The 24318-nt window shown below is 37.8% G+C and carries 24 protein-coding genes; 18 read left to right on the top strand and 6 right to left on the bottom strand.

Features of this window, described 5'->3' with window-relative positions; translation table 11 throughout:
* The first annotated feature begins 136 nt into the window (after positions 1-136).
* The 3 genes from IGJ66_RS09560 (at position 137) to IGJ66_RS09550 (ending at position 3166) form a co-directional block, all read left to right on the top strand.
* Positions 137-496 (top strand): hypothetical protein, encoded by a 360-nt coding sequence (locus tag IGJ66_RS09560; protein WP_067482513.1) that lies wholly within the window; start codon positions 137-139, stop codon positions 494-496.
* A 636-nt stretch (positions 497-1132) separates the two neighbouring features.
* Entirely contained in the window at positions 1133-1750 is a 618-nt protein-coding gene (locus tag IGJ66_RS09555; RefSeq protein ID WP_067482511.1) for an SIS domain-containing protein, read from the top strand.
* 456 nt (positions 1751-2206) lie between these two features.
* Positions 2207-3166, top strand: a complete 960-nt coding sequence (locus IGJ66_RS09550; protein WP_244897437.1) for an LCP family protein — start codon at positions 2207-2209, stop codon at positions 3164-3166.
* 156 nt (positions 3167-3322) lie between these two features.
* Here the strand turns inward: IGJ66_RS09550 and IGJ66_RS09545 are convergent, their stop codons facing one another.
* Both IGJ66_RS09545 and IGJ66_RS09540 read right to left on the bottom strand, forming a co-directional pair.
* A complete protein-coding gene (locus IGJ66_RS09545) occupies positions 3323-3493 on the bottom strand; it encodes a hypothetical protein (RefSeq protein ID WP_157495844.1) in 171 nt (56 codons plus the stop codon).
* Between the two features lie 118 nt (positions 3494-3611).
* The gene (locus IGJ66_RS09540) at positions 3612-4343 is read right to left on the bottom strand and encodes a hypothetical protein (RefSeq protein WP_271027408.1); all 732 of its coding nucleotides are present in this window, start codon (positions 4341-4343) and stop codon (positions 3612-3614) included.
* Between the two features lie 227 nt (positions 4344-4570).
* Between IGJ66_RS09540 and IGJ66_RS09535 the strand changes: the two genes are divergently transcribed.
* The 6 genes from IGJ66_RS09535 (at position 4571) to IGJ66_RS09510 (ending at position 9389) form a co-directional block, all read left to right on the top strand.
* Positions 4571-5032, top strand: a complete 462-nt coding sequence (locus IGJ66_RS09535) for a hypothetical protein (RefSeq protein WP_430616538.1) — start codon at positions 4571-4573, stop codon at positions 5030-5032.
* A gap of 113 nt (positions 5033-5145) precedes the next feature.
* Complete coding sequence (locus IGJ66_RS09530; RefSeq protein WP_067482505.1) at positions 5146-5358, top strand: hypothetical protein; 213 nt, start codon at positions 5146-5148, stop codon at positions 5356-5358.
* Between the two features lie 13 nt (positions 5359-5371).
* Positions 5372-5584: a DUF2922 domain-containing protein gene (locus IGJ66_RS09525; protein WP_067482503.1), complete on the top strand. Its 213-nt coding sequence runs from the start codon at positions 5372-5374 to the stop codon at positions 5582-5584.
* 480 nt (positions 5585-6064) lie between these two features.
* A complete protein-coding gene (yfcC, locus tag IGJ66_RS09520) occupies positions 6065-7804 on the top strand; it encodes a putative basic amino acid antiporter YfcC (protein WP_071868881.1) in 1740 nt (579 codons plus the stop codon).
* Positions 7805-7881: 77 nt separating this feature from the next.
* Positions 7882-9066 carry a beta-aspartyl-peptidase gene (gene iadA, locus IGJ66_RS09515; RefSeq protein ID WP_067482499.1) on the top strand — a complete coding sequence of 395 codons (1185 nt, stop codon included), beginning with the start codon at positions 7882-7884 and terminating at the stop codon, positions 9064-9066.
* A gap of 104 nt (positions 9067-9170) precedes the next feature.
* Positions 9171-9389 (top strand): CsbD family protein, encoded by a 219-nt coding sequence (locus tag IGJ66_RS09510; RefSeq protein WP_067482497.1) that lies wholly within the window; start codon positions 9171-9173, stop codon positions 9387-9389.
* Between the two features lie 82 nt (positions 9390-9471).
* Here the strand turns inward: IGJ66_RS09510 and IGJ66_RS09505 are convergent, their stop codons facing one another.
* The 3 genes from IGJ66_RS09505 to IGJ66_RS09495 form a co-directional block, all read right to left on the bottom strand.
* Complete coding sequence (locus IGJ66_RS09505; protein ID WP_071868882.1) at positions 9472-10458, bottom strand: DUF1002 domain-containing protein; 987 nt, start codon at positions 10456-10458, stop codon at positions 9472-9474.
* Positions 10459-10952: 494 nt separating this feature from the next.
* Positions 10953-11630, bottom strand: coding sequence for an ABC transporter ATP-binding protein (locus tag IGJ66_RS09500; protein ID WP_067482493.1), 678 nt, complete (start codon positions 11628-11630; stop codon positions 10953-10955).
* A gap of 13 nt (positions 11631-11643) precedes the next feature.
* Positions 11644-13161 (bottom strand): ABC transporter permease, encoded by a 1518-nt coding sequence (locus IGJ66_RS09495; RefSeq protein ID WP_430616537.1) that lies wholly within the window; start codon positions 13159-13161, stop codon positions 11644-11646.
* Positions 13162-13836: 675 nt separating this feature from the next.
* Here IGJ66_RS09495 and IGJ66_RS09490 point away from each other — a divergent pair.
* From IGJ66_RS09490 to IGJ66_RS09460, 7 genes are all read left to right on the top strand, one after another.
* A complete protein-coding gene (locus IGJ66_RS09490) occupies positions 13837-15516 on the top strand; it encodes a ribonuclease J (protein WP_067482489.1) in 1680 nt (559 codons plus the stop codon).
* 130 nt (positions 15517-15646) lie between these two features.
* On the top strand, positions 15647-16129 hold the full coding sequence (locus IGJ66_RS09485) for a YbaK/EbsC family protein (protein WP_430616536.1): 483 nt from the start codon (positions 15647-15649) through the stop codon (positions 16127-16129).
* An 838-nt stretch (positions 16130-16967) separates the two neighbouring features.
* Positions 16968-17648: a metal-dependent hydrolase gene (locus IGJ66_RS09480; protein ID WP_430616535.1), complete on the top strand. Its 681-nt coding sequence runs from the start codon at positions 16968-16970 to the stop codon at positions 17646-17648.
* A gap of 7 nt (positions 17649-17655) precedes the next feature.
* On the top strand, positions 17656-18987 hold the full coding sequence (locus IGJ66_RS09475; RefSeq protein WP_067482483.1) for a DRTGG domain-containing protein: 1332 nt from the start codon (positions 17656-17658) through the stop codon (positions 18985-18987).
* A gap of 14 nt (positions 18988-19001) precedes the next feature.
* Complete coding sequence (locus IGJ66_RS09470; RefSeq protein ID WP_071868886.1) at positions 19002-19973, top strand: DHH family phosphoesterase; 972 nt, start codon at positions 19002-19004, stop codon at positions 19971-19973.
* A gap of 165 nt (positions 19974-20138) precedes the next feature.
* Positions 20139-20474, top strand: coding sequence for a zinc ribbon domain-containing protein YjdM (locus tag IGJ66_RS09465; RefSeq protein WP_430616534.1), 336 nt, complete (start codon positions 20139-20141; stop codon positions 20472-20474).
* A gap of 75 nt (positions 20475-20549) precedes the next feature.
* Positions 20550-21254, top strand: coding sequence for a zinc metallopeptidase (locus IGJ66_RS09460; protein ID WP_270608280.1), 705 nt, complete (start codon positions 20550-20552; stop codon positions 21252-21254).
* Positions 21255-21332: 78 nt separating this feature from the next.
* On the opposite strand, the gene IGJ66_RS09455 is transcribed toward IGJ66_RS09460, so the two are convergent.
* Complete coding sequence (locus IGJ66_RS09455) at positions 21333-22850, bottom strand: helix-turn-helix domain-containing protein (protein ID WP_430616533.1); 1518 nt, start codon at positions 22848-22850, stop codon at positions 21333-21335.
* A gap of 467 nt (positions 22851-23317) precedes the next feature.
* Between IGJ66_RS09455 and IGJ66_RS09450 the strand changes: the two genes are divergently transcribed.
* The gene (locus IGJ66_RS09450; protein WP_067482473.1) at positions 23318-23863 is read left to right on the top strand and encodes a TetR/AcrR family transcriptional regulator; all 546 of its coding nucleotides are present in this window, start codon (positions 23318-23320) and stop codon (positions 23861-23863) included.
* 85 nt (positions 23864-23948) lie between these two features.
* Entirely contained in the window at positions 23949-24284 is a 336-nt protein-coding gene (locus IGJ66_RS09445) for a hypothetical protein (protein ID WP_067482472.1), read from the top strand.
* Positions 24285-24318 lie beyond the last annotated feature (34 nt).

The raw sequence follows: 24318 nt of genomic DNA, 5'->3' as shown, positions 1-24318 counted from the left end.
AAGAAGCTTTAATTTTTGCTTAAATGTACAAAAATAGAACGATATTAAAGAAGAAACGTTAACAATTTTTTTGAATTAGTAGTAAACTAGTGAAGAGTTTTTGTCAAACGGAATTTAAATAGAAGGTGTGAAGTTCATGGAGAAACTAATAGCAATCGCTCAATCATTATTAGATGGACTGAAGTGGTTACTGGAAGGAAGCAATTGGCTGATTTTATTACCTTTCTTTTGTGTCAGTTTTTATATCATGTTTCAGATGGTCAGACGCAAAGAAAAAGGATTGATTTTCGTATGGTATTTAGCAACGATTGCACTTGGTAGCTTAATGTTGCAAATAGCAGTTAACATCGAAGTGGCGCTGATCTTTGCAGCCGTTTTGATTAGTTTATATGTAGTAGTTTGTATCCCTTATCTGGGGCATCGAATGCATTTGATCAAAAAAGGAAAGCATGCGGCTCCGTATCGCTCAGTGAAAGAAGAAAAAGAGGTTGGATGAGTAGTCTATTCCAAAAGTTAGATGTTTGATCTAACTTTTGGGTGTACTATGTTGACTCCAGCCTCTTTTTTAGTCATTTTGTAGGTGAGTGTATGTGAATGAAATTTATTTAATTAAATTTTGACTGCTTGTTATTTGAAAAAGTGTTATGATAAAGGCTTTGTAACGGCTGATAAGCTAGTAAAAATAGTATATAATAACAAGATTATAATTATGAAAAGATAACGTACTCTTGTTTTTTTAAGATTCACCTCTTGCACTCAGCAAATAGTTTCCTTACAATGGTGACAGATAGAAACAGCTGAATAAAAAAAGGCTCCCTACTTCTTAGTTGGCGCTAAGAAGCAGGGAATGACTTGTCAGTACGCGCTGACCAATCATTTTGCCATAGTCAATGCAGTGCATCGACCTTTTTTATTGTACCTAATCTAAGGTGAAATTTCTACCCCTATGTAGATTTTTGTGAAGGTTGCACGCTTGTTTATTTGCTATGTCAAGGTATTGGGCTAGACGCTCAATACCTTTTTTTGTTGGGGAAAAATAACGACAAGTAAAAATAAGGCGTCAATCACTAATTTGTTGTTTTCCTTTTAGTGGGCAGCTGTTTCTATTGATTTTGATTCGTGGGGGAGACTAATGAGTTTACGTTATTTTGATTATTATCAGCAGTTGGAAGAAAAACTACGAGTAGAAGAACAATTAATGATTCAAGCAGGAACTTGGATTGCTCAGCGGGTAGCTGTAGGGGGACGGTTACAGATTTTTGCTAGTCGAACGTTGGGTGGCGTTGCTTTTGAATTTTGGGAACAGCTTCCAGAGCTTATTCCTGGAAAGTTGATCAAAAATCCAGCTAATGGTATTTATGAGAGGCTAGAGGGAACCGGACAAGCGATTATTGAACAGGTAGATGCCCAGCCGCAAGACATTTTTTTATTGTTGTCAAATGAAGGGCGTAACCCAGCTATTATTGAACTTGCACAGTGGATCAAGGAACATGAATATCCATTAATCATCGTGACGGGTTTTGATTTATCCAGAAGTATAAAATCACAGCACAGCAGTGGCTTACGGTTATTTGAGATTGCAGATTTGGTTTTAGATAATCATGCAAAATTGCATGATACAGTGCTGACTTTACCTGAGTTAGATCCAGCAATTTGTGGAACAGCCTCCATTTCTAGCATGCTTTTACTTCAGCAGATGCTCTATTTCATTGCTCAGTTTTTACTTCAAAAAGAGACATATTCAGATTAAGGGATTGTCAGTCCAAGAGTTTTCCACAGTAATTAGTGTGGAAAATGGGCAAAAATTCTGTGTTCCACAGCGAGAGAAACAGTTTTATGAAAAGAAAACGATTTTCTAAGGTGTAAATCCGTGACAAGTAATGAATAGTTAGTTATTTTTAGTAGTTAAATAGCTTAAATAATAATGTTTTTATTATATATTCAGTTATTTATTTTGGTGTTTCACAAAAAAGTGTGGATAACAGTCGACCAAATGATTGATGTGGATGAATGGCTGATTGAATAAAAGAATAATCCACAAAAAGTTAAGGCCTTCTTATAGACTTTAAAGCAAACCTTTAATTGTTTGAAATCTCATTGAAAAGTTAGAATCATTTTGGTATCGTTATCTAAGAAAGTGAAGCGAGATCAACTTGTTATCTTAATAACTGTTGAGAAAAAATTAAAGGATAAGTGGGAAAAAAAGATGAGAAGAGCTGAGAAAAAACGAATGGGCACGGGACGAAAAGTTTTTTTATGGATTTTAAGTATTTTGTTGATTATCATTGCGGGGATTGCCGTGTACGCAGGGAAAATTTATTTTGATGTGAAGTCAACAGCGGATAAGACTTATGAAACAGTTGATCGAATTACTGAATCAAAACGAGATAAAAAAATTGATTATGACGCAGGCGATCCATTCTCAATTTTACTATTAGGTGTGGATACGGGAGACTTTGGTCGAACGGATCAAGGCCGTTCGGATTCAATTATGGTTGCAACGGTCAATCCACAGAAGAAGACCACGACTTTAGTAAGTATTCCCCGTGATACCTACACGGAAATCGTTGGGCATGGGACAAGTGATAAAATCAACCATGCATATGCGTTTGGTGGGATGGCAATGTCTATTGCGACAGTTGAGAACATGTTAGATATTCCAATTGATCATTATGCGGAAATCAACATGAAAGGAATGCAAGACTTGGTTGATGCAGTTGGTGGCGTTGATGTAAATAATAAATTGACGTTTAGTTATGATGGAACTGATTTTCCAATTGGTAAACAAACCTTGAATGGCGCAGATGCTGTGAAATATGCACGGATGCGTTACGATGATCCAAAAGGCGATTACGGCCGTCAAGATCGTCAACGTCAGGTGATTTCTGGGATCATCAACAAAGTGAAATCAGTCGATACATTGACAAACTATACAAACTTGCTGGAAGCTTTGGGCAATAATGCAACGACAGATGTTTCTTGGGATACGATTAAAGTGTTAGCGACAAATTATCGTGATGCCTTTTCAACAATTCATTCAGAACAGTTAGCTGGAGATTCATTTACTGGCGATGGCACAACTGGAGAAAATGGCATTTCTTATCAACGAGCAAGCAGTGAAGAATTGGCTCGAATCCAAAAAGAATTAAAAGAACAATTGAAATAGAATAAATAAAAAAAAATTATTAACGAAAAACTCAGAGCAACCTTTTCACTGGTTGCTCTGAGTTTTTTTAGCGATAAGCTGGGGAAGATAAAAAAATAAGGGTCGGCTGAAAGGTTCTTTCCTTTTGTCCAATCCTTATTTTTGTTTGCTGTTAGATTAGATGAGTCCAAAAAATAAAGCGAAAGCAGCCAAGCAAAATGCTTTTGCAAAAGACATGATTTTTCGTGGGTCCCGAACGATCGTTTTGGCATCAACAAATGCTTCGGAACTTAAAATATAAGAACTCACAATAATCAATAAAATAGCAATTAGTAATAGTACTAACATAACTCTCACTCCTTCAAGTTCTCAGCAGTAGTATAGCATGCTGACCTAGAAGTTGCGAGTTATTTACAATTTCTTAAATAAATTTATAACAAAATGGGTAAACGATTTAACATGATTACTATTCAAAATCTTGTTGTCCTTCCTGAAAAATGATTTGTTGATATTGGCGAAAAAAAGTGCCACGACGATAATGTTGCTGATGTGTCAAAACCTGTTGGAAGGAACGGACTAACCAGTTTGATTTTGGAAAGAATGGGAAAAATATTGGACTATTGACTGGCGTGAAGTCTGTGTAGATCATCAAATGACAAGAAAACGCGAGGCGAATTCTTTTTGTTAAGTTTCGCTTCTTGATTGGAGAAAGAAAACGGAGCTGATTCGTTAACTGAATCGTTGTTTGAAAAGCTTGTTCTTCAATCAGCTGAATTTGTAATGGGTTAAACCAAATGGTGGTTACTTTTTTTGCAGATTCTAATGGTAGCAAACTTTGAGTACGAATCGCTGCCGGTAATTTGTAGTGGTTAACGGGAAGAAGTGTGCGCATCGTTTTGAGATACCAGCTTAATTTTAGCTGGTGATGGCTGTCTAGTAGATAAGTAATGATTTCTTGTGCAGAGCTTGCCACCAACATGCATTCATGCTGAAAAACTATCCAGCAACGCTTGAAGTTTGTGGTTGTGTCTGGAAGCAGTGCATAAATTTCGATATCTAAAGGAATTTGGTATAAAAAATAAAGTTGTTCTGATTTGGAAAAGGATTCTTTTCTTTCAATAGAAGAAACAAATGCCGATTCACAATAAATAGTTGTTAAATCATTGATGGTATAACGATTTTTGCAGGATATAATCATAAACTACCTCCAAGAATAATGTCATAATTCCTCGTGTAGCTACAGTTTAGCATATGGGGATAGGACAATTTTTGACGAGTAAAAGCTCTTTTTATTTTTTACAGTGAATTCATTTTTTCTTAAGCTGTGGGTACCGGCCGGAAAAATGGAAAAGGTAGAAAAAGATGGAGCAAAAAGAGTTAGAAGATCTATGTCAGAAATACGAAAAGCTGTATCACAAGGTGGTAATGAAATGTGGGATTTATCAAAACAATCAGGAATACGAGGAGTATGTTCAATTAGCGCGGATTGCTTTCTTTGAAGTGGTACGGGAATTTGCAACGCAAAAAAGTTTTGAAGCGGCTTATCCGATAGGTTATTTATTTCAAAAAATTGTCTGGAAAATAAAAGCACATCAACGAAAATTATGGCGCCAGCAAGAAATTTTAGTAGCAGCGAATGAGGAAAAAGAGCAACAGTTAATAAGTGGACTTTCTACTGGATCATCTGATTCTTCGTATGAATTCGCAGATCAAAGACTGGCAATGTGTTTTCTTTGGCACAAACTATCAGTAAAAGAAAAACGTTTTTTGGAGTATCGCTTAGAAAAAGCTCGAAGTAGTCACTATCCTGCGCCAGCAAGTAGACAAACATTAGCCAATTGGCGAAAAAAACTAAAAAAACGGTGGCATGATGAAAAAATCAACTAAAATTTTGACATTGTTCATTCTGAACGCGTTACTAGTGGTGTGAGTAAACGAATGATGAATGAACCGGTGCAGACGTTGTTCTAACTACTTACGAATCAAGAAGGGAGAAACTGATGGAGAAAAAATTAGAAAGTACCAAATTAACGATTTATTTTACAAATTTGGAAACAGAGGAAGAATATCGTCAAACGATTGGGTCGATCATTCCTAATCCAGAAGATGAAAAGGTGTTGGCTTTAGGAGATATTTTTCAATTATTGACGCCAAAAGAAGTAAAATTCGCTTCTGTGTTGAAAACGGAAGCAACGAGTTATCGAAAGAGTTAAGGGAGAAGAGAAAATGAAAAAACTACAGTTGATCTTTTCAGATAGTGAAGGGAAAAATCAAAGAATCAACCCCGTAATTGCGTCCCATTCATTGACAGCGGAGGAGGTTCAGGAAATGATGCGTCGCTTAAGTGAATTGAATCTTTCAGTCAAGGAAGGTGTGACGCTTTATGCGTATCCATTAGGTGCGAAGTATATTGAAACAACTGAAACGGTCTTGTTTTAACCAAAAATAAAAAGGAAAAGAGAGAAGAAAGAATTGTTGCCAATTCTTTCTTCTCTCTTTATACACGTTGATGAAAGAGTCTTCCCCAAAACTCTTTACACCATGATTATAATACATTTGTTATCAATTATGCAACGAAGTTTACCTTTTGTAATAAAAAAGTTTACAGATCAAGGTTTTACAGATAATGTATGTTTTTTTTTCTGGTTATTAAAAAGAAATGTTAAGATTATTCGTTTGTTTTTAATGAAACAGTATGATAAATTCGTGGGAATTTTGGTTTAAATTTGCTTGGTGACGAAAAAAATTCTAATGAATTGGTTGCTTAATACAATGAATTCAATGCTTTGTGTTGTATTATTCGCTTATTATTTTCTAATAAATTATTCATGTGAGTGAAGAAGTTTTCCTGTATAATCTTTTTGATTATCCATTTTTTATTCATCACAATATCATTGTGAACAGAAAGGAAGAAACTACTTGAAGAAAAATCCTTCTTCGGAAAAAAACAAGCGAGACCTCACCAAGTTAACGACACCACATACGTATGTCATTATTTTTGGTGTAGTAATCTTTGCTTGGATCTTAACGTTTTTGGTACCAGCTGGTCGATTTAGCACACAGGAGATCGAATACCAAGACGCAAACGGAGAAACAAGTACACGAACAGTACTTCGTCAAGACTCTTTCCGTTATGCTTATGCACTTGATAAAGGGTATGTCTTCGATCAATTAGAAAAATTACAAGATAATCCAGCGGAACGTGAGAAATTGGATGTTCCAGAAGCCGGATTAGAAGATGTACTTGCTGCTGGCGAAAAACAGTTAACACAAGAAAAATTAGATGAGATTGCTTTAACAGATGAAGTACTTTATGACGAGTACGGAGATAATATTTATGACACGTCGAAAAAACTACACAAAACAGCAAGAGTTTGGGGAACGGACGATTTTGGTGGATTTGGCTTCCTGAATTTTGTGTTTGAAGGGTTAGTTTCCGGTGATAAATATGGTTCTGCAGTCGGAATTGCGGCACTGATCTTGGTTGTTGGTGGTGCTTTTGGGATTATCATGCGAACGGGTGCAATCGATGCAGGAATTTATGCCATTATCAGTAAAACAAAAGGACTTGAACGTTTAGCCTTACCGCTATTATTCTTTGCTTTTTCTTTTGGGGGCGCGACGTTTGGAATGGCAGAAGAAGTTATTCCGTTTTCAATGGTCATGGTACCGTTCGTCATTGCGCTGGGGTATGACTCGATTGTCGCAGTGACGGTCACCTACGTTGCTTCGCAGATTGGGAATGCAACATCTTGGATGAGTCCATTTAGTGTTGCAGTTGCGCAAGGGATTGCTGGGATTCCAGTATTGTCTGGGGCAACTTTCCGTTTGATTATGTGGGTGATTGTAACGGGGTTATCAGCTGTTTACTTAATGATTTATGCGGAACGAATTCGTAAAAATCCAGCTAGTTCTGTGACCTATAAATCAGATGCTTACTTCCGTGATCATCTTGAAAAAACAACAGACGAGAAAAAAGCTTTCACACTTGGTCATAAATTGATCTTAGCTGAAATGTTGATCGTTTTAGTTTGGATCATTTGGGGAGTAACACAAAAAGGATATTATATCCCAGAAATTGCTTCACAATTCTTTGTCATGGGATTAGCTGCAGGGATCATTGCAGTAATCTTTAATCTGAATGATATGAAGATTAATGATGTTGCTTCTTCTTTCCAATCAGGTGCAGCTGATTTAGCTGGAACAGCGATTGTTGTTGGTATGGCAAAAGGAATTTTACTCGTATTGGGTGGTTCAGATGCTTCGGTTCCTTCCGCATTGAATACGATACTGCACAGTATTGGAACAGTCTTAACTGGTGTACCTGCTGTGATTGGTGCATGGGCAATGTACCTGTTCCAAAGCTTGTTCAATTTAGTGGTCACATCAAACTCTGGTCAAGCAGCGTTAACAATGCCAATCATGGCACCACTTGCTGATTTGGTTGGTGTTTCAAGACAAGTTGCTGTCTTAGCTTACCAGCTTGGTTCTGGATTTATGGATGCCTTCACGCCAGTTTCGGCTAGTTTGATTGGTGTGCTAGGTGTTGCTCGAATCGAGTGGGCCAAATGGGCGAAGTTCCAAATCAAAATGCAAGGCTTCTTATTTATTTTGGGAACAATTTTTATTATGATTGCGATTGCAATTGGGTTACAATAAAAAATAAAGTGAAGGGATGGACAGGTCAGCTAGCTGAGCTTCGTTCATCCTTTTTTTAAAAGAAATGGAGGAAAATCATGAAAATTATTCGACAGGCACAAGTTTATGCACCAGATTATTTAGGCGTAATGGATGTTTTACTTTCAGGAAATGAAATCATTGCCATGGAAGAACAATTGACTGGTGATTTTGCAGAAGTTGAGCTAGAAGAAATTGATGGTCAAGGGAAAATCTTGACTCCAGGTTTTATTGATGGTCACTTTCACATTTTAGGTGGTGGCGGTGAAGGTGGTTTTCAAAATCGGACGCCGGAAGTAACTCTTAGTCAGTTAACTAGTGCTGGCGTGACGACAGTCGTTGGATGTTTGGGAACTGATGGTCAAGGACGTGATATGACTGCGTTGATTAGTAAAGCACGCGGACTGGAAGCAGAGGGAATCACGACATATGTTTATGAAGGTTCGTATCGTTTGCCAGTCAAAACGATAACAGATTCATTGATCAAAGATTTTCTAGTAGTTGATAAAGTAATTGGAATTGGAGAAATTGCGGTTTCTGATCACCGTTCTTCCCAACCAACATTTGAAGAATTTTCTCGAGCAGTTGCAGATGCACGCGTTGGCGGTATGTTGTCTGGCAAAGCAGGAATTACCAACGTCCACTTAGGTGGTGGTTCAAGAAAACTGGAATTGTTGACACGTGTTGTGGAAGAAACTGAAATTCCAATTACACAATTTTGGCCAACGCATGCGAATCGAACAGCAGATTTATTTGAAGCTTGTTTAGCGTTTGCTAAGCAAGGGGGAACGATTGATTTTACCGCAAGTGAAGATCCTGATTTTTGGGAAAAAACCGATGGCGAAATTCGGTTTAGTCAAGCTTTAAAGCGAGTGATTGAAGAAGGTGTTTCTCTAGATAACTTTACGATGACTTCGGATGGTCAAGGAAGCTTACCTTACTTTGATGAAAATAATCATTTCTTAGGAATGGGTATTGGAAGTGCCCGCGCATTATTGGTTGGAATCAAAGAAGCAGTCGAGAAAGAGAATATTCCGTTGGAAATCGCACTAAGAGCAATCACTTCTAATCCGGCACGTGTGCTGAAGCTAGCTAAAAAAGGACAAATCAAAGTCGGAAATGATGCTGATTTATGTTTACTTGATGCAGACACACTGGCAATTGATACAGTGATCGCCAAGGGAAAAGTAATGGTTCAAGAAAAAGAAGTCAAGGTGTGGGGAACATTTGAACAACTTCGTTAATGAAAAAATAATGGACTGAGGTGTTCTATTTGTCTGAATAATTGGTTGATGTTACTCTATAAATAGAACAAACATTAATCATTATTTATCAAGGAGGAAGCATCATGGCAGATTTAAAAGGACGTTCAGAAGACTTGAAGGACAAAGTAGTCGGTGAAGGTAAAGAAGCTTATGGTAAAGCAACTGGTGATAAATCAAAAGAGGTTGAAGGTAAAGCACAATCTTTAGGTGCAGATATCAAAGAAAAAGTTCGTGACCTTGGTGACGATATCAAAGAAGGCTTTGAAGATGTCAAAGATAAGCTTTCAAAAAAAGATAAATAGGTCATTACTTTTGATACCTTAGACTAAAAAATAAAGGATGGAGCAAAACGTCATTTCGTTTTGTTCCATCCTTTTGTTTTTATTATTCAAACATGCTTGTAATTGAGTCCCACAGGCCACTGAAAAAGTTTTTGATTTGTGCCCAGAGTCCTTTAGATTTCTCTTCAATTTGTTTTTTAGTTTCAGTTAAGTCTAGTTCATTCACGAAGTCTTCAAAAATATTTTTGTCTTTCATATCGCTCATGAGTGAAGTTAATTCACTGACTTGATCTGTCGTCAGAATGTCTGCAAGTCCGTGATCCTTTAAAGCTGTTTCGACAGTTTGCTGAATTTCCTCTTTGGTTAGTTGCTGGCCGTCTTTGGTTTTAGTTGCTAATTCTGCTTTGGCTTGTTCTTGTGCTGCATTCAAGGCCTCATCAGAGTAGCCTTCTTTGTCCTTGTTTTCTTCGGTGATTGAAGAAAGAACATTCATCTCATCTTGCGCAACTTCTACGCGGTCTTTGTTGATGATTCCGCCAGACTCTTCGACGATTTTGTAGACCCCGGCTAGTGCACCAGAACCGTCGATTGGAACAGCAGAGGCAATCGTTAGCTGAGCATCTGTGATTCCAGCTGTCAAAGCAGCATTTTGATATTGTGCTGCGGTAATTTTGGTAATATTTTCGGGTGTGGCAATGTCAACGTTGATTCCTTTTCCATCTGCCAAGGTTTGCATACGAACCGAACTGTAGACTGCCCATTCTTGATTAAAGCCACCATCAGGAATATAGTTCATTAGATCAGTTCCGTTGGTTGTGTAAATTGGTGTTTCACCTTTGATTCCTAATTTATTTAAGGTATAGTCTTGTTGCTCTTTTGTTAATGCGTTGCCAAGTGCAACAGCATTGATTTGAATTTTTTCTGATTGGCTGCTAGATTGACTCGTTTCTTGATTTGTTGTTGAAGTAGTCGCAACGGTTTCACTTGTTGTTGTGTCTTGAGCAAAAGCTAACGGTGTACTTAAAAGGACCTGACCTGTGATTAAAGTTGTGGCAAGCAGTGTCCATGTTTTTGGTTTAGTTTTTTTCATGTTGACCTCCAAAAGTTGTTAAAAATGAATTGAATAAGTAATTCAATGATTTCACTTAGTTTACTACAAGGTGCTTGAGAAAACTTGGGACTAGAGGCGGATTTAGGGAAATTTAAAAAAAGGTTGTGGCTCAAAACGCTTAGCTCCGACAAGATAGCAAGCAAGCACTCAAAATAGATTTTCATATTTTGCAGTGCTTGCAAGCTATATCAAGGAGTTGTTTTGGGAACACCGTAGGTAGAGGTTGTGGCGCAAAGCGATTAGCTTCAAGCAATAAGAAAGTTTTTCTAAAAATAGTCTCCCATATTTTTCTGAAAAGAGAGCTTATTGCCGAAGAAGCTGCTTTGGGAACACCGTAGGTAGAGGTTGTGGCGCAAAGCGATTAGCTTCAAGCAATAAGAAAGTTTTTCAAAAATAGCTTTTCATATTTTGGGAACATCGTCTATTCAAAAAAAGGCTGCGACAATACGTTTGTCACAGCTTTTTTGGTTTCATTATTCGTGATCAAAAGAGAGCATTTTACGAGTGAATTCTTTGTTTTTTAACTCATAAACTTCATCACATTTTTTGGCGACTTCTAATTCATGAGTAACAAGGATGATGCAACGATTTTGTTCATGTGCGATTTCTTGGAACAACTGAACGATTTCTTGAGACGTTGTTTCATCCAGATTTCCAGTGGGTTCATCAGCGACAATCAACTGATGATCACAACAGATTGCGCGAACGATAGCTACTCGCTGCTGTTGTCCACCAGAGAGTAATGTTACTTTTTTTTGAGCCATTTGTTCATCAATGCCAACTCGTGCTAAGTGTTCAAGTGCGATTTGGCGCCGATTTTTTTGTTTTGTTTGAGAAATTTCCATGGCTGCCACAACGTTATCGACTGCAGAAAGGTAAGGAAGCAAGTTGTACGCTTGGAAAATAATCGAAACGTCATTTTTACGATAATTTCGCAGACCAATTTTTGCTAAGGGCCGATCTTCATAATACACTGTGCCTTCTTTAGGATTGTCTAAACCAGAAATCAATGAAAGAAACGTTGTTTTTCCGGAACCACTCGCACCTAAAATTGCATACATTTTGCCTGTTTCAAAAGTTAAAGCCACAGCTTGATAAAGTGCATCTGCTGGATTTTGATACCAAAATCCTAAGTTTTCTGTTCGTAACATGTGTGTACCTCCTTTAATTCAATAAAATTTTTCGTGGATTCAAACGCAAGATTCCGATCGAAGCTAAGCAAACGGAAAGTAAGCTGATTCCTAAAGCAACTAAGGCAAGGAAACCGATTTGCGTTGGCGTTACATTGATAGAAAGTTCGCTGACTTCATCGGAAACAGCGAATGGATTACTGCTGCCACCAGGTGCACCCATTTGCCCACCGCGTCCACCAGGATTTTCACCGTCTGGTCGCTGAGATTTTGCATCATTGGTTTGTGTGTTTTGATCAGAGCTTGTTTGTTGTTCTAGCAGTTGTTGCCCAACCACATTGGCAACTACGTTTCCGCTAACTGCTGCCACACCTAGGGCTAAAATCATACATAAAGCTACTTCAGTGAATAATTGTAAAATGATTTTGATTCGAGATTCGCCTAATGAAAGTAAGACACCAAGTTCATGACGACGTTCACGGATGGTGATCATGATGATCAAAGTCAAGATAATAATGCCGGCAACAGCAACTAACAAGACCACATTTTTGGAAAAACTTGCGACATTGTTCAAAGGTTCTAACATTGATTGGTAAGCCGCATCATTTGATTGCAAGCTGAAAGTATCTGTATCAATTAGTTTTTTTGCTTTTGCTAAAAAATCATCCATGTTTTCTGGGTCGGCTAGCGTATAGACAGCAGAATCAATTGTATTGTCTTCGGCTGTGCCATTTAATTCATTGGCTAATGTGTAAGAAGTATACAAAGTATTTGAGGGATTCATCATACTGAATTGCATGCCCATACTATTACTGCTTGCACTAGATTCATAGATTCCTTTTACGGTCAGTTCATAAGTCGTTTCTTCGTCCTCAGAACTAGTAATCGTAAATGTATCACCAACAGCTAAATCATTGGCAGTTGCTAATGTTTGTTCAATCAAAACCTGATTCGTATCTTTATCGCTTTCATCAATTCCTTCACCATCAGTAATCGTGGCTGTTCCACTTGAAAAAGTACTGTTTTGTGCGGAAGCTAAAACACCAGTGACTTGAAAGTCGGCTTGTGTCATTTGACCACCACCAGGCATGCCGCCTCCCATTGGCTGATTTGCGTCGGTTGATTCTGCAGAACTATCTGTTGAATCAGAACTTGAAATGGCTGTGATCCCATCACTTGCTAATGCAGAAGCGGAACTTTCAAAAGAGTAGCTCTTAACATCTGCTAAATCAGCAATTTTTTGCGCATCTTCTAATGAAACAGGTGTTAATGAAAAGCTTCCCGGGTCAATTCTTTCTTGGGCTGTCCCATCTGAATCTGTTTCGCTAGTTGCTGTTTCAGCTGGTTTTTGGAAACTTGCCTCGCGATTAGCACTTAGTGTGACGGTTGCTCCGACTTCTTTTTGTGCTTCGCTAGCGGCTTGTTCTGCTGCACTGCGAATGGTTAGACCCGCGAGAACAAAGACTAGAATAGCTGTAAAAACGGCGAATAAGAGGAGCGAACGCCCCCATTTCACCTTGGTACTTTTTAGTGCGCGTTTGATAAAATTCATTGTTTTCAATCCCTCCTATAGTGTTGCATTGCCAAATTGTAAAAGGTCTAACTTAAATGAACCTTAATGACGAAGAAAGAAAATCAAAGGAAATCAATCGGAATAAAAACAAGCTATAGTTATAGCTCAAAATGTGCTAAAATGTAACAAGTATGTTTCGAGCAAGTGGCAAAAAATCAGTAAGAGCGAAAATGTAAGAAAATTGCAGGTGCTGGTCCATTGAAGTCTTTCCTGTCTTTGATTGTGTTGAATGAAAAGAAAAAAGGTCTAGGACTTTTTTAGAAGGCTGTAGGAAACAAATTGTAGATGCTAGCGATTTGCTGATTTTGTTGTATAATGATAGCGACAGCTAAATTATTTGGCTTGGATGCAATCAGTTATTGCTTAAGGAAAGATTCATTGTAAAGCGAGAAACACTTATCCAAAACGAACAAGATGAATAATGGCAAAAGAATAGATAGGAAAGCAACAGTTCTATGTAAGGATTGCCTTTAGAGTCTCGTTGACTTTTGTATAAGCAATCAAAAAAATAGTTTTATTTTTGATTATTTACTGCAATGAATCAGTCAGCAATAAAGTAATTCGTTAATAAATTAGTAGTTAAATAGATTAGTAATTAATATAAGTAGAGAATTGGCATCATTTGAAAGTGATGTCATAGAAGAGGTGAAATTTGTGAGTACCATTAAAATTATTCCATTAGGCGGTGTCCGCGAAAATGGGAAAAATATGTATGTCGCAGAAGTTGGAGAAGATATTTTTGTATTAGACTGTGGATTGAAATATCCAGAAAATGAACTTTTGGGGATTGATGTCGTTATTCCTGACTTCACATATTTAGAAGAAAATGTGGATCGAGTGGCTGGTGTGTTTTTGACACACGGACATGCTGATGCTATTGGCGCGTTGCCTTATTTCTTATCTAAATTAGCTGTTCCAGTTTTTGGGACAGAGTTAACGATCGAATTAGCGAAAATAAGTGTTAGTCGCAATGAAGAGGCAAAGGGGTTCAAAGATTTCCATGTTGTGGATGAACACACTGAGATTGATTTTGGTGAAACAATCGTTAGTTTTTTCCGCACAACACATTCGATTCCCGATTCTGTCGGAATCAATTTGAAAACGCCAGAAGGAAATATTGTGTATACAGGTGATTTTAAATTTGACCAAACGGCTATCCCGATGTATCAAACAGATTATGCACGCTTGGCAGAGATTGGTAAGGAAGGCGTCCTAGCACTTCTTAGTGAATCAGCGAATGCTGAAAACCCAGCACCTGTTGCTTCTGAATTGCAAATCGCAGATGAAGTTTTCGATACAATCAAGTACTGGGAAGGCCGAATCATCGTTGCTTGCGTGGCAAGTAACTTACAACGAGTGCAACAAGTGTTGAATGCTGCAGCCAAAGCAAATCGAAAAGTTGTTTTGACTGGTCAAGATTTTGAACGAATCATCCGGACAGCTATGCGTTTGGAAAAAGTTCAATTACCAAGTGAAGATTTATTGGTAACCTTAAAAGAAATGAAAAACTATGAACCAGAAGAATTAATCATTCTTGAAACAGGTCGAATGGGTGAACCAATCAAGTCATTACAAAAAATGGCGAATGGCACACATCGCAATCTGAAAATCGAAGAAGGCGACTTAGTTTACATTACGACCACACCAAGTACAGCGATGGAAACAATGGTTGCAAAAACGGAAGATATGATTTATCGCGCTGGCGGAACAGTGAAGCTGATTTCAGAAAACATGCGTGTTTCTGGTCATGCAAATCCGAATGACTTGCAATTAATGTTAAACTTCATGCGTCCAACTTACTTTATCCCTGTTCAAGGGGAATATCGTGAATTAGCAGCACATGCGGACTTGGCACATGCTGTTGGCATTCCTTACAAAAACATCTACATCACTGGTCGTGGTGACATTTTAGAATATAAAAATAAACGAATGAGCGTTGCTGGTACAACTAGTGCTGAAAACGTAATGATTGATGGGCTTGGTGTTGGTGACATTGGGAATATCGTGTTACGCGATCGCAAAATTTTATCTGAAGATGGGATTTTTGTGGCTGTCGTTACAATCAGTCGTCGAGAAAAGAAAATCGTTTCAAAACCACAGATTACTTCGCGAGGGTTTGTTTATGTTAAAGCCAGTCGTGATTTGATGAAAGAATGTACGGTGATGATTGAAGAAATCGTCAATAAACACTTGGAAAGTGATGATTTTGAGTGGAGCAAATTAAAACAAGACATCCGCGATCAGTTGAGCCGTTACTTATTCGAACAAACAAAACGTCGTCCAGTGATTTTACCAGTTATTATGGAGGCAACACAACGACGTGGTAAAAAATAAGCGCTAGAGATTTTTCGTTCTAAACAAGCAAAAAGGTAGAAGATTTCCCCAGTTTGGTGGTCTTCTACTTTTTTCTTATGTCAGAGAATAAATCCGTTAGAATAATAAGCATGGAAGGAATTGATGATGTATGACTAAAACCAGAGTGGAACAATATCTAGAAGAAAAGGCGATTCCGTTTGAAGTTATTGATTTAGCAAGTGTCGAGGAAACAGACTTTTTATCTGCATTAGCCGCGAAAGGTTTGTCGGCTGATCTCGTTTGCAAAAATCTAGTATTAAAAGGGGACAAGACCGGCATTATTATTGCTTTAGTGCCACTGGATGCACGCCTTGATTATAAAAAAACACGAGAAATTACAAAAAATCATAAGGTAGGATTACCTGATATGGATTTTGTTTTTGCACACACTGGGTATGTACATGGTGCAAATACACCGATTGGTATTAAACTTCAACATCCAGAAGATCTTTTTGTGTTTGATCATTCTTTAAAAAAACAGTCCAAACTTTTGATTTCTAGTGGGGAATTAGGTCGAGGAATTTTATTAGCGCGGACAGATTTGGATGCAATTGTCGAACCGACCTATGCAGATTTGATCAAAGGCTCGTAAACTCCAGTGATCAAAAAGATGTGTGGAAAAAGGTTGTGGCGCAAAACGCTTAACTCCGACAAGATAGTGAGCAATCACTCAAAATAGCTTTCCATATTTTGAAGTGAATGTAAACTATCTGAAGGAGTTGTTTTGGGAACACCGTGGAAAGAGGTTGTGGCTCCAAGCGTTCAGCTTCGAAAAAATAAAGAATAACTGGCAAAAATAGCTTTTCATATTTATGAGCAGTTATGAATTATTTCGAGGAGTTGCTTTGGGAACACCGTGGATAGAGGTTGTGGCGCAAAACGCTTAGCTTTGACAAGATAGTGAGCAATCGCTCAAAATAGCTTTCCATATTTTGAAGTGAATGTAAACTATCTGGAGAAGCTGTTTTGGGAACACCGTGAAAAGAGGTTGTGGCGCAAAGTGGCTAACTTCAAGTAATAAGGAATCTTTTCTAAAAATAACTCCTCATACTTTTATGAAAAGAGGACTTATTATCGAAAAAGTTGCTTTGGGAACACCATTTATTCAGGAACAGAAGGTATGACAAAGCATTTGTGACACCCTTTTCTGATTTGCTAAGATTGTTTACGAGAACAAATTACCCATTATTTTGGAAGAAGAGACAGAGATTCTTGGAATTTTAGCCAAGAATCTCTGTTTTTTTCTAAAAAAATAAGAATAGGTCTGCTTGGTGAATTCTGTATTATCTGTTACAATAAAAAAGAACATACTGTACTAAAATTTCAAAAAAAATAAGTGAGGAAAGCGGTTTGTTTCATTGAAGCAATGAGGTTGAAATCGTTTTATTCTTTTTAGGTACACAAACCAAAAATCTGTGAGGAGTGAAGAAATGAAAATTACTTATCATGGTCATTCTTGTCTTTCGATTGAGATGGAAAACAAGCAACGTTTGTTGATTGATCCGTTTATTACTGGAAACAAATTAACGGATTTAACAGTTGATGAAGTGCAGACAGATTGGATTTTAGTAACACACGGTCATAGCGACCATATTGGAGATATGATTCCAATTGCACAAAAAAACCAAGCGACAATTATCAGTATCGTTGAAATTGCCGACTATGCCCAAACAAGAGGTGTGAACGCATTTGGGATGAATCTTGGCGGTAAGCATCCATTTCCTTTTGGTGAAGTAAAACTGGTTCCTGCGCAACATAGTTCAAGTTATGAGGTCAATGGAATCATTCAATATATGGGAGAAGCTAGTGGAATCATTCTTCAAGCAGAAGGAAAAACGATTTACCACGCTGGTGATACAGCTGATTTTAGTGACCTAGCTTTACTGGCAGAACAATTTGCTATTGATGTTGCTTTCTTACCGATCGGCGATACTTACACGATGGGCCCAGAGGATGCAGCGCGCGCAGCCAAACGAATTGGTGCAAAACAAGTTGTACCAATCCATTACAATACTTTTCCGGTAATCGAGCAAGATCCGCAAGTGTTTCTTGATTTATTACCAGCAAATGTCGGAAAAATAATGAGCGTATCAGATACGCTGGAAGTGTAGGGGAAAAATGGCGACAAAACATGATTTGATTTTAGAATATATCGAAAGTTTACCAGTGGGCAATCGGATTTCTGTGCGGAGTATTGCGAAGGAACTGAATGTCAGTGAAGGTACAGCTTATCGAGCAATCAAAGATGCTGAAAATATTGGCTTAGTATCAACCATCCAGCGTGTTGGAACGATTCGGATCGAGCGAAAATTAAAGAAGCATATTGAACGTTTGACCTTTGGTGAAGTTGTCCGAATTATTGAAGGAGATGTGTTAGGAGGCGCAGCCGGGTTAGATAAAGATCTCAACAAGTTTGTGATTGGGGCAATGACGAAACATGCGATGGAACGCTATATCACTCCTGGTTCGCTAATGATTGTGGGAAATCGAACGGATGTCCAAAAGTTAGCACTAGAAGATGGTGCAGCTGTGTTGATTACTGGGGGATTTGAAACAACACCAGAGATTTCTCAATTAGCAGACGAGCTAGCAATGCCGATTTTGCGGACAACTTATGATACCTTTACTGTTGCAACCATGATTAACCGTGCGCTAAGTGACCAATTAATCAAAAAAGATATTATGTTAGTCAGCGACATTTATATGCCAGCAGAAAAAACATATCATCTTTTGCCAACGGAAACCGTTGCTGATTTTCAACGATTGTCAGAAGAAACCCAGCATTCACGCTTTCCAGTTGTTAATCGCCACCAACGGTTGATGGGAATCGTGACAGCCAAGGACATTTTAGGGAAATCTGAAAATCAGCTCATTGAACGAGTAATGACGAAAGAGCCAATTAGTGTCAAGAAAACGATGAGTGTTGCTTCGGTAAGCCATCAAATGATTTGGGATGGACTTGAAGTGATGCCCGTAGTCTCAGATGATTTGACATTAGAAGGTGTCATTACGCGTCAAGATGTGATGAAGGCTATGCAGCTGGTTCAGCGTCAACCACAAATTGCTGATACGATTTCGGATCAAATTTCGGGGGATATCCAAACGATTGAAACCGATCGTGAAGGAAGCCGTCTGGACAATCCTAAATTCAAATTTACAGTAACACCACAAATGGTTAACGGCGTAGGGACGATTTCATTTGGGGTATTAAGTGAGATTATTTCAGATGTCGCCCAAAAAACGATGTTGTTGAACCAACGACGTAATATTTTGATTGAACAAATGAACCTTCATTACTTACGCTTAATTCAGTTAGAGAGTGAATTAGATATTCAACCACGTGTGTTAGAAATCGGGCGTCGTTCAGCAAAACTAGATATTGAAGTGTACATTGAAAATATTATTGTGGCAAAAGCAATTGTTGTTTGCCAAGTAATGGAACGTTCTTAGAAAGCAGGGAAGACATGAGAAACACAACGGAACTAACAATCCAACAAGAAATTTTAACAGCAATTCAGGCAGCGAAACGAATTATCATTCATCGCCACCAACGCCCCGACCCAGATGCAATTGGTTCACAGGTCGGGTTAGCGGAGATTTTGCGAGAAAGTTTTCCAACAAAAGAAATTTATCAGGTAGGTGAAACTGTTGAAGGACTTCGTTTTTTAGCAGAAATGCAATCAATTGATGATGCACTTTATCAAGGGGCATTAGTCATTGTAACGGACACAGCGAATTCGCCACGAATCAGTGATGACCGTTATCCATTAGGCGATCAGTTGATTAAAATTGACCACCATCCAAACGATGAGCCTTATGGTGACCTCGTTTGGGTAGACACGAAGGCAAGCAGCTGTAGCGAAATGATTGCTTCATTTGCTTTGATGTTTCCAGATGAACTAACGATCAACGCAACTGCAGCACGGTTACTCTATGGTGGGATTGTTGGCGATACGGGAAGATTTTTATATCCGGCAACAACTCCACGAACATTAGAAATTGCCGCTGTCTTAATGAGCTATCCATTTGATGCTGGTCAATTAAATCGTGAATTAGAGCAAATGCCAATGAAAGTTGCCAAACTTTCAGGATATTTATACCAACATCTTGAGGTTGACCATAACGGTGCTGGTCGCGTGCTTTTATCAAAAGAATTGTTGGCTGACTACGGGATTGATGATTCTGAAACCGCAGCAATCGTTGCTTTGCCTGGTGTCATAGATGAAGTCTTGGCTTGGGGAATCTTTGTTCAACAACCAGAAGGACATTACCGTGTTCGTTTGCGTTCAAAAGGTCCTGTAATCAATGAGCTAGCAAAGCGTCATCACGGAGGCGGACATCCACTAGCAAGTGGTGCAAATGCAAAAGATTTACGTGAAGTAGAAGAAATCTATCAAGAAATTCAAACTTTGTGTCAGGATTACCAACAAAAATAATCGAAAAAGGTAATAAGTGAGTAAAGAAAAGCGACTTTTGGGAGAATTACAGCACATCAGTCATTTTCTTTGCTCTTTTTTGTACAAAATTCACAAGCACTCTTTTCAAAGTAACTTTTTTTCGTTACAATGATGCTCAATAATAGATTTTAAAGGAGAAAGAAGATGACATTACCAAATTGCCCAACTTGTGGGTCTGAGTATACTTATGAAGACAGAGGATTATTTATTTGTCCAGAATGCGGTCATGAATGGAGCGCCGAACAAACCGAGAACATGGAAGACGAACTTGTTGTGCTTGATGCAAATGGGAATCGTTTGGCAGAAGGTGACAGTGTAACAGTCATCAAAGATTTAAAAGTCAAAGGTGCTTCTGGTGCAATTAAGCAAGGAACAAAAGTCAAAAATATTCGTTTAGTTGAAGGCGACCACAATATTGATTGCAAAGTTGATGGCTTTGGTCCAATGAAGTTGAAATCTGAGTTCGTTAAGAAAAACTAAAAGCTTCAAAGTCTCTTCACATTTTTTTCTCTCTTCTCATGGTAGAATAAAGAAAATGAAAAGGAGTGAGCTTAAATGTACGGGATCTATAATGTACTTGATCCAACGTTTATCTTGGTCATCATCGGGTTAGCCATTTCAGGTATTGCTTCGGCATATGTCAATAGCACATTCAAGAAATATGATAAAATCCGTAGCAAAAATAATGTGACAGGAACACAAGCTGCCCAATATATTTTGAGCAGTCAAAACATCCAAAACGTAGGTGTCCAACCAATCGCCGGGAATCTAACAGATAATTATAATTCTGGAAATAAAATGCTAAGCTTATCACAAGCAACAGCGCAATCGACTTCAGTTGCTGCAATTGGTGTGGCAGCCCATGAATGCGGACACGCAGTCCAAGATGCTGTTGGTTATGCACCGTTAAAAATTCGTGCAGCATTGGTTCCAGTAGCTAATTTTGGCTCTGCAATTTCGTTGCCATTGATTATGGTCGGCGTTTTGTTTAGTTGGAATTACACGTTGATTAATATCGGGATTTTTGCTTTTTCATTGGCGTTGTTATTCCAATTAGTGACACTGCCAGTTGAATTCAATGCGTCAAGACGTGCGTTACAGATATTAAGTGAGGGCGGTTTGTTGACTGAAGATGAAGTGCCAATGGCGCGTCACGTCTTGTTTGCTGCAGCATTAACTTATGTCGCAGCAGCACTAGCAACTTTCCTACAATTACTCCGCTTGATTTTGTTGTTTGGCGGAAACAACCGTCGAGACTAAAGGATAAACAGCAAAGCAATAAGTAAGAATAAAAAGAAGCACCGGCTTTTGTCAGTTGATAAATGCCGGTGCTTCTTTTTAGTGGTTGTTTGGCGCAGGTAACAAGTTTTGCGTCGTGTTGATCTGTGTTTTTTTGTCATAGAGTGTTTGGATAAGTAAGACAAGTTTTTGCCAGCTGACTTCTTCATTTGTTAGATTCCAATAAAAAGAAGGGATGGCTTGTTGTGCTGCTTCAAACCAATCAGTAACGATCAAGTCCGCTTTTTCTGGTGAAAAGGTAAGAAGAATCGTTTCGTGATTGAACAACTTTTCCAAACGATTTTTCAGATGATAATTGCCAGTTAAGGTCTTCGTCATTTTTAAATGAATCAACAGTTGTGTATCTGTTTCAGAACGAATCAATTGATAGATCAGTGAACCCAAATAGTGAGCGACGTGAACTGAACGCAACTTGGCTGGGCAAAGAGCGTTGATCTCTGTGAGAATTAATTGCACTTGCGAGTCATCTGCCGACACCGTTTCTGTTACAGTGGGGAAATAGAGCGTATGAAATTCAATGATTGATTCCCCTAACAATGAAACAAAAGTGAACGCAAGCGTGATGAAGTAGTGATAGAAGGCAATTTTTTCAGTTGTATCAATGGTTGGAAAATGCTTGGCTAATTGAACAGTTAGTTTTTGTGTGAATTGACAAAAAACATGATCTGTTTGCATAAAACACTTACCAATGGTTAATTTCTGTTGGACGTGGACCCAACTTGGGAAGAAACAAAGAATCATAAAATTGAGCACAAACACTTCGTTCTCCGTATGTTTTTCGGGTAGCTCCACAGGCATGTTTTGTTTAAACGAACCGGTTAAATCACAGGTGTGAAAGAGTAGCTTCAGTAATTGCTGAATATCATTTTCGAGTGGTTCTAAGAAAGAAGCCTGCTTGATTCGAAGTTTAAACACCGCATAGAGTAAATAAATATTTTTTTGCTCTGTCTCGGAATGAAAGGGAAGCTGGAATGCATCTGACAGAGTAATTTCCTGCTTCACTGTTGCTAAATCAATTGTTGTAAATGGCCATTCAGGTCCTTGAAAGGCATCCGATAGAAATATGTATATATAGATTCGAATCAATAATTCATCTCCAGATAAGGTATAACAATTATTGGAAGAAATAATTTGTAGATTGAATTTTTTTAAATCCTTATTGATTCGCGTAGTTAATTTTTCTAAGTAAGAAGAAGAAATATATAATTTTTGGGTCAACTCTTCCTTGGCAACTGAAGCGTCAGGGCTGTCCATCAAAAGTAATAAGTAATTAAAACGCTGGGATTCGCGTAAAAAGATTAATTTCAAGTAATAGAATACCTGCATTTTTGTTTTTTCATAGTGTTCATTGATCTGAATCTCTCCTTTATGAGTCGAATAAATAAAAGAGTGAAATTCAAGTAACTGACTAATCGCTTGGTTAAGTTTTCGTATCAAGTCTTTCACCGTCCGTTTGGGAATCACGAGTTTATTTGAAAGATCTTGTAAGGAACAAGTATCGCTTTGGATAATCTCATACAGAACAAGTAGTTCCTTTTTTTTTGCATCAACTAACATTTCGAAACTCCTTTCCTCCTAAATATGTACAGGATAGGTCATAAAGTGTGAGTGGTAAGTGTTTTCATACTATGTTATTCTCACAGGGTATTAGACCTTTATAATATAACTTGTTATTTTAAAGTTATTATTTAGTTGTTTATTCTATTGTTTATGTCCAAGCGCGTTTTGTCAAGTTAGAAAAAAGTAATGAAATTTCTTTTAGACGTACAAAATATAACAGTATAGCTAAGCTTGAGATGAATAATCCATTGGCTATGTGCGACCAAATCATTCCTAGTCACAGGTCTATTACGCAGGATATCAGCTACTATTTTATCGGATGATTGCTGTTATATTTATCATAAGAAATCATAACTTTTTCTATACGCTTTCCCCCTACATAAAGTTACGCAGGATATTGGCAAAGAATCGTTAGAGAAAAATATTACTGTGAATCATAAAATCAAATGAAGAGGGTGAAAGAAATGGGTAGAGTAACCAATTTTAGTAAAGAATATTTACTATTTAAAAGTATGGTCTATGCAGAAGAGTTTGGGTTGCATTCGATTACTGCTAGAAAATTAGCAGCTTATTGTGGCTGTTCGACATATCCGATTTATGCACATTTTGATTCCATTGGTGTGTTAAAAGAAACAATTATTGATGAAATCAAAAAGAGCTTTGAAAAATATTTAGACACGTATCAAATGACGGACTTTTTTAGTATCGTCCACTTATTGAAAGAATTTTTTGCAGTGAACGAAAGCGTTCGTGGAATCGTCTTCCAGTCTGATCTAGACTTAGCAGCTTTATTCAAGCTAAGTTTTAAGACTCATCTAAATGAACATACTAGAGTTAGTGAAGTTTATCTAGTTGAACTTTTGTGGCTGAATATTTTGGGGAGTTTAAATTCTGACGAAAATTCTCGTGAGTTTTATGAAACAATGACAGCAATCTGGAGTAAGTTGGCCGAACTAGATGAGGACTTACCAGAAGTCCTAACTGATATTCGCTTAGTTGCAGCTAAGTAATGGTGCTTCATGAGTCGAGTGAAATAGTTCGTTTATTTTTTTGTCTATGCTATGATAGAAGTAGATAAAAAGGAGCTGAAGACTTATGAAAACATCAACAAAAGTAACAATCGGTTTAGGTATCATGGCTGCTGCTGGTGTAGCAACTACAGCAGTTGTGTCAGGTAAAGTGGTGGAAAAAATTCGTCATATGTCTAATCGTTGCAAAGTCAAAAAATTTGTTAATGATAAGTTTGACGGAAATGAAAAGCTATTAGGATTAGTCGATGACTTATCGGATAGTGATTTGGACTCTTTGATGGGTGTTTTAGAAAAAATCAAAAAAGGCCGCAAGAAAATCTCTGTTTATGGTGACACGCTAAAAGATTCAACGGATGATTTGCGTGAGCGTTTGATGACTTTAGTTGATAAAATTATGTAATTTTTTGTGTTAAAAAAGCACAGCAAAAAAAGTG

The organism is Enterococcus sp. DIV0176 (genome assembly GCF_050528535.1).
Lineage (GTDB): Bacteria > Bacillota > Bacilli > Lactobacillales > Enterococcaceae > Enterococcus_B > Enterococcus_B thailandicus.
This window is presented reverse-complemented; position numbering and strand designations above follow the sequence as displayed.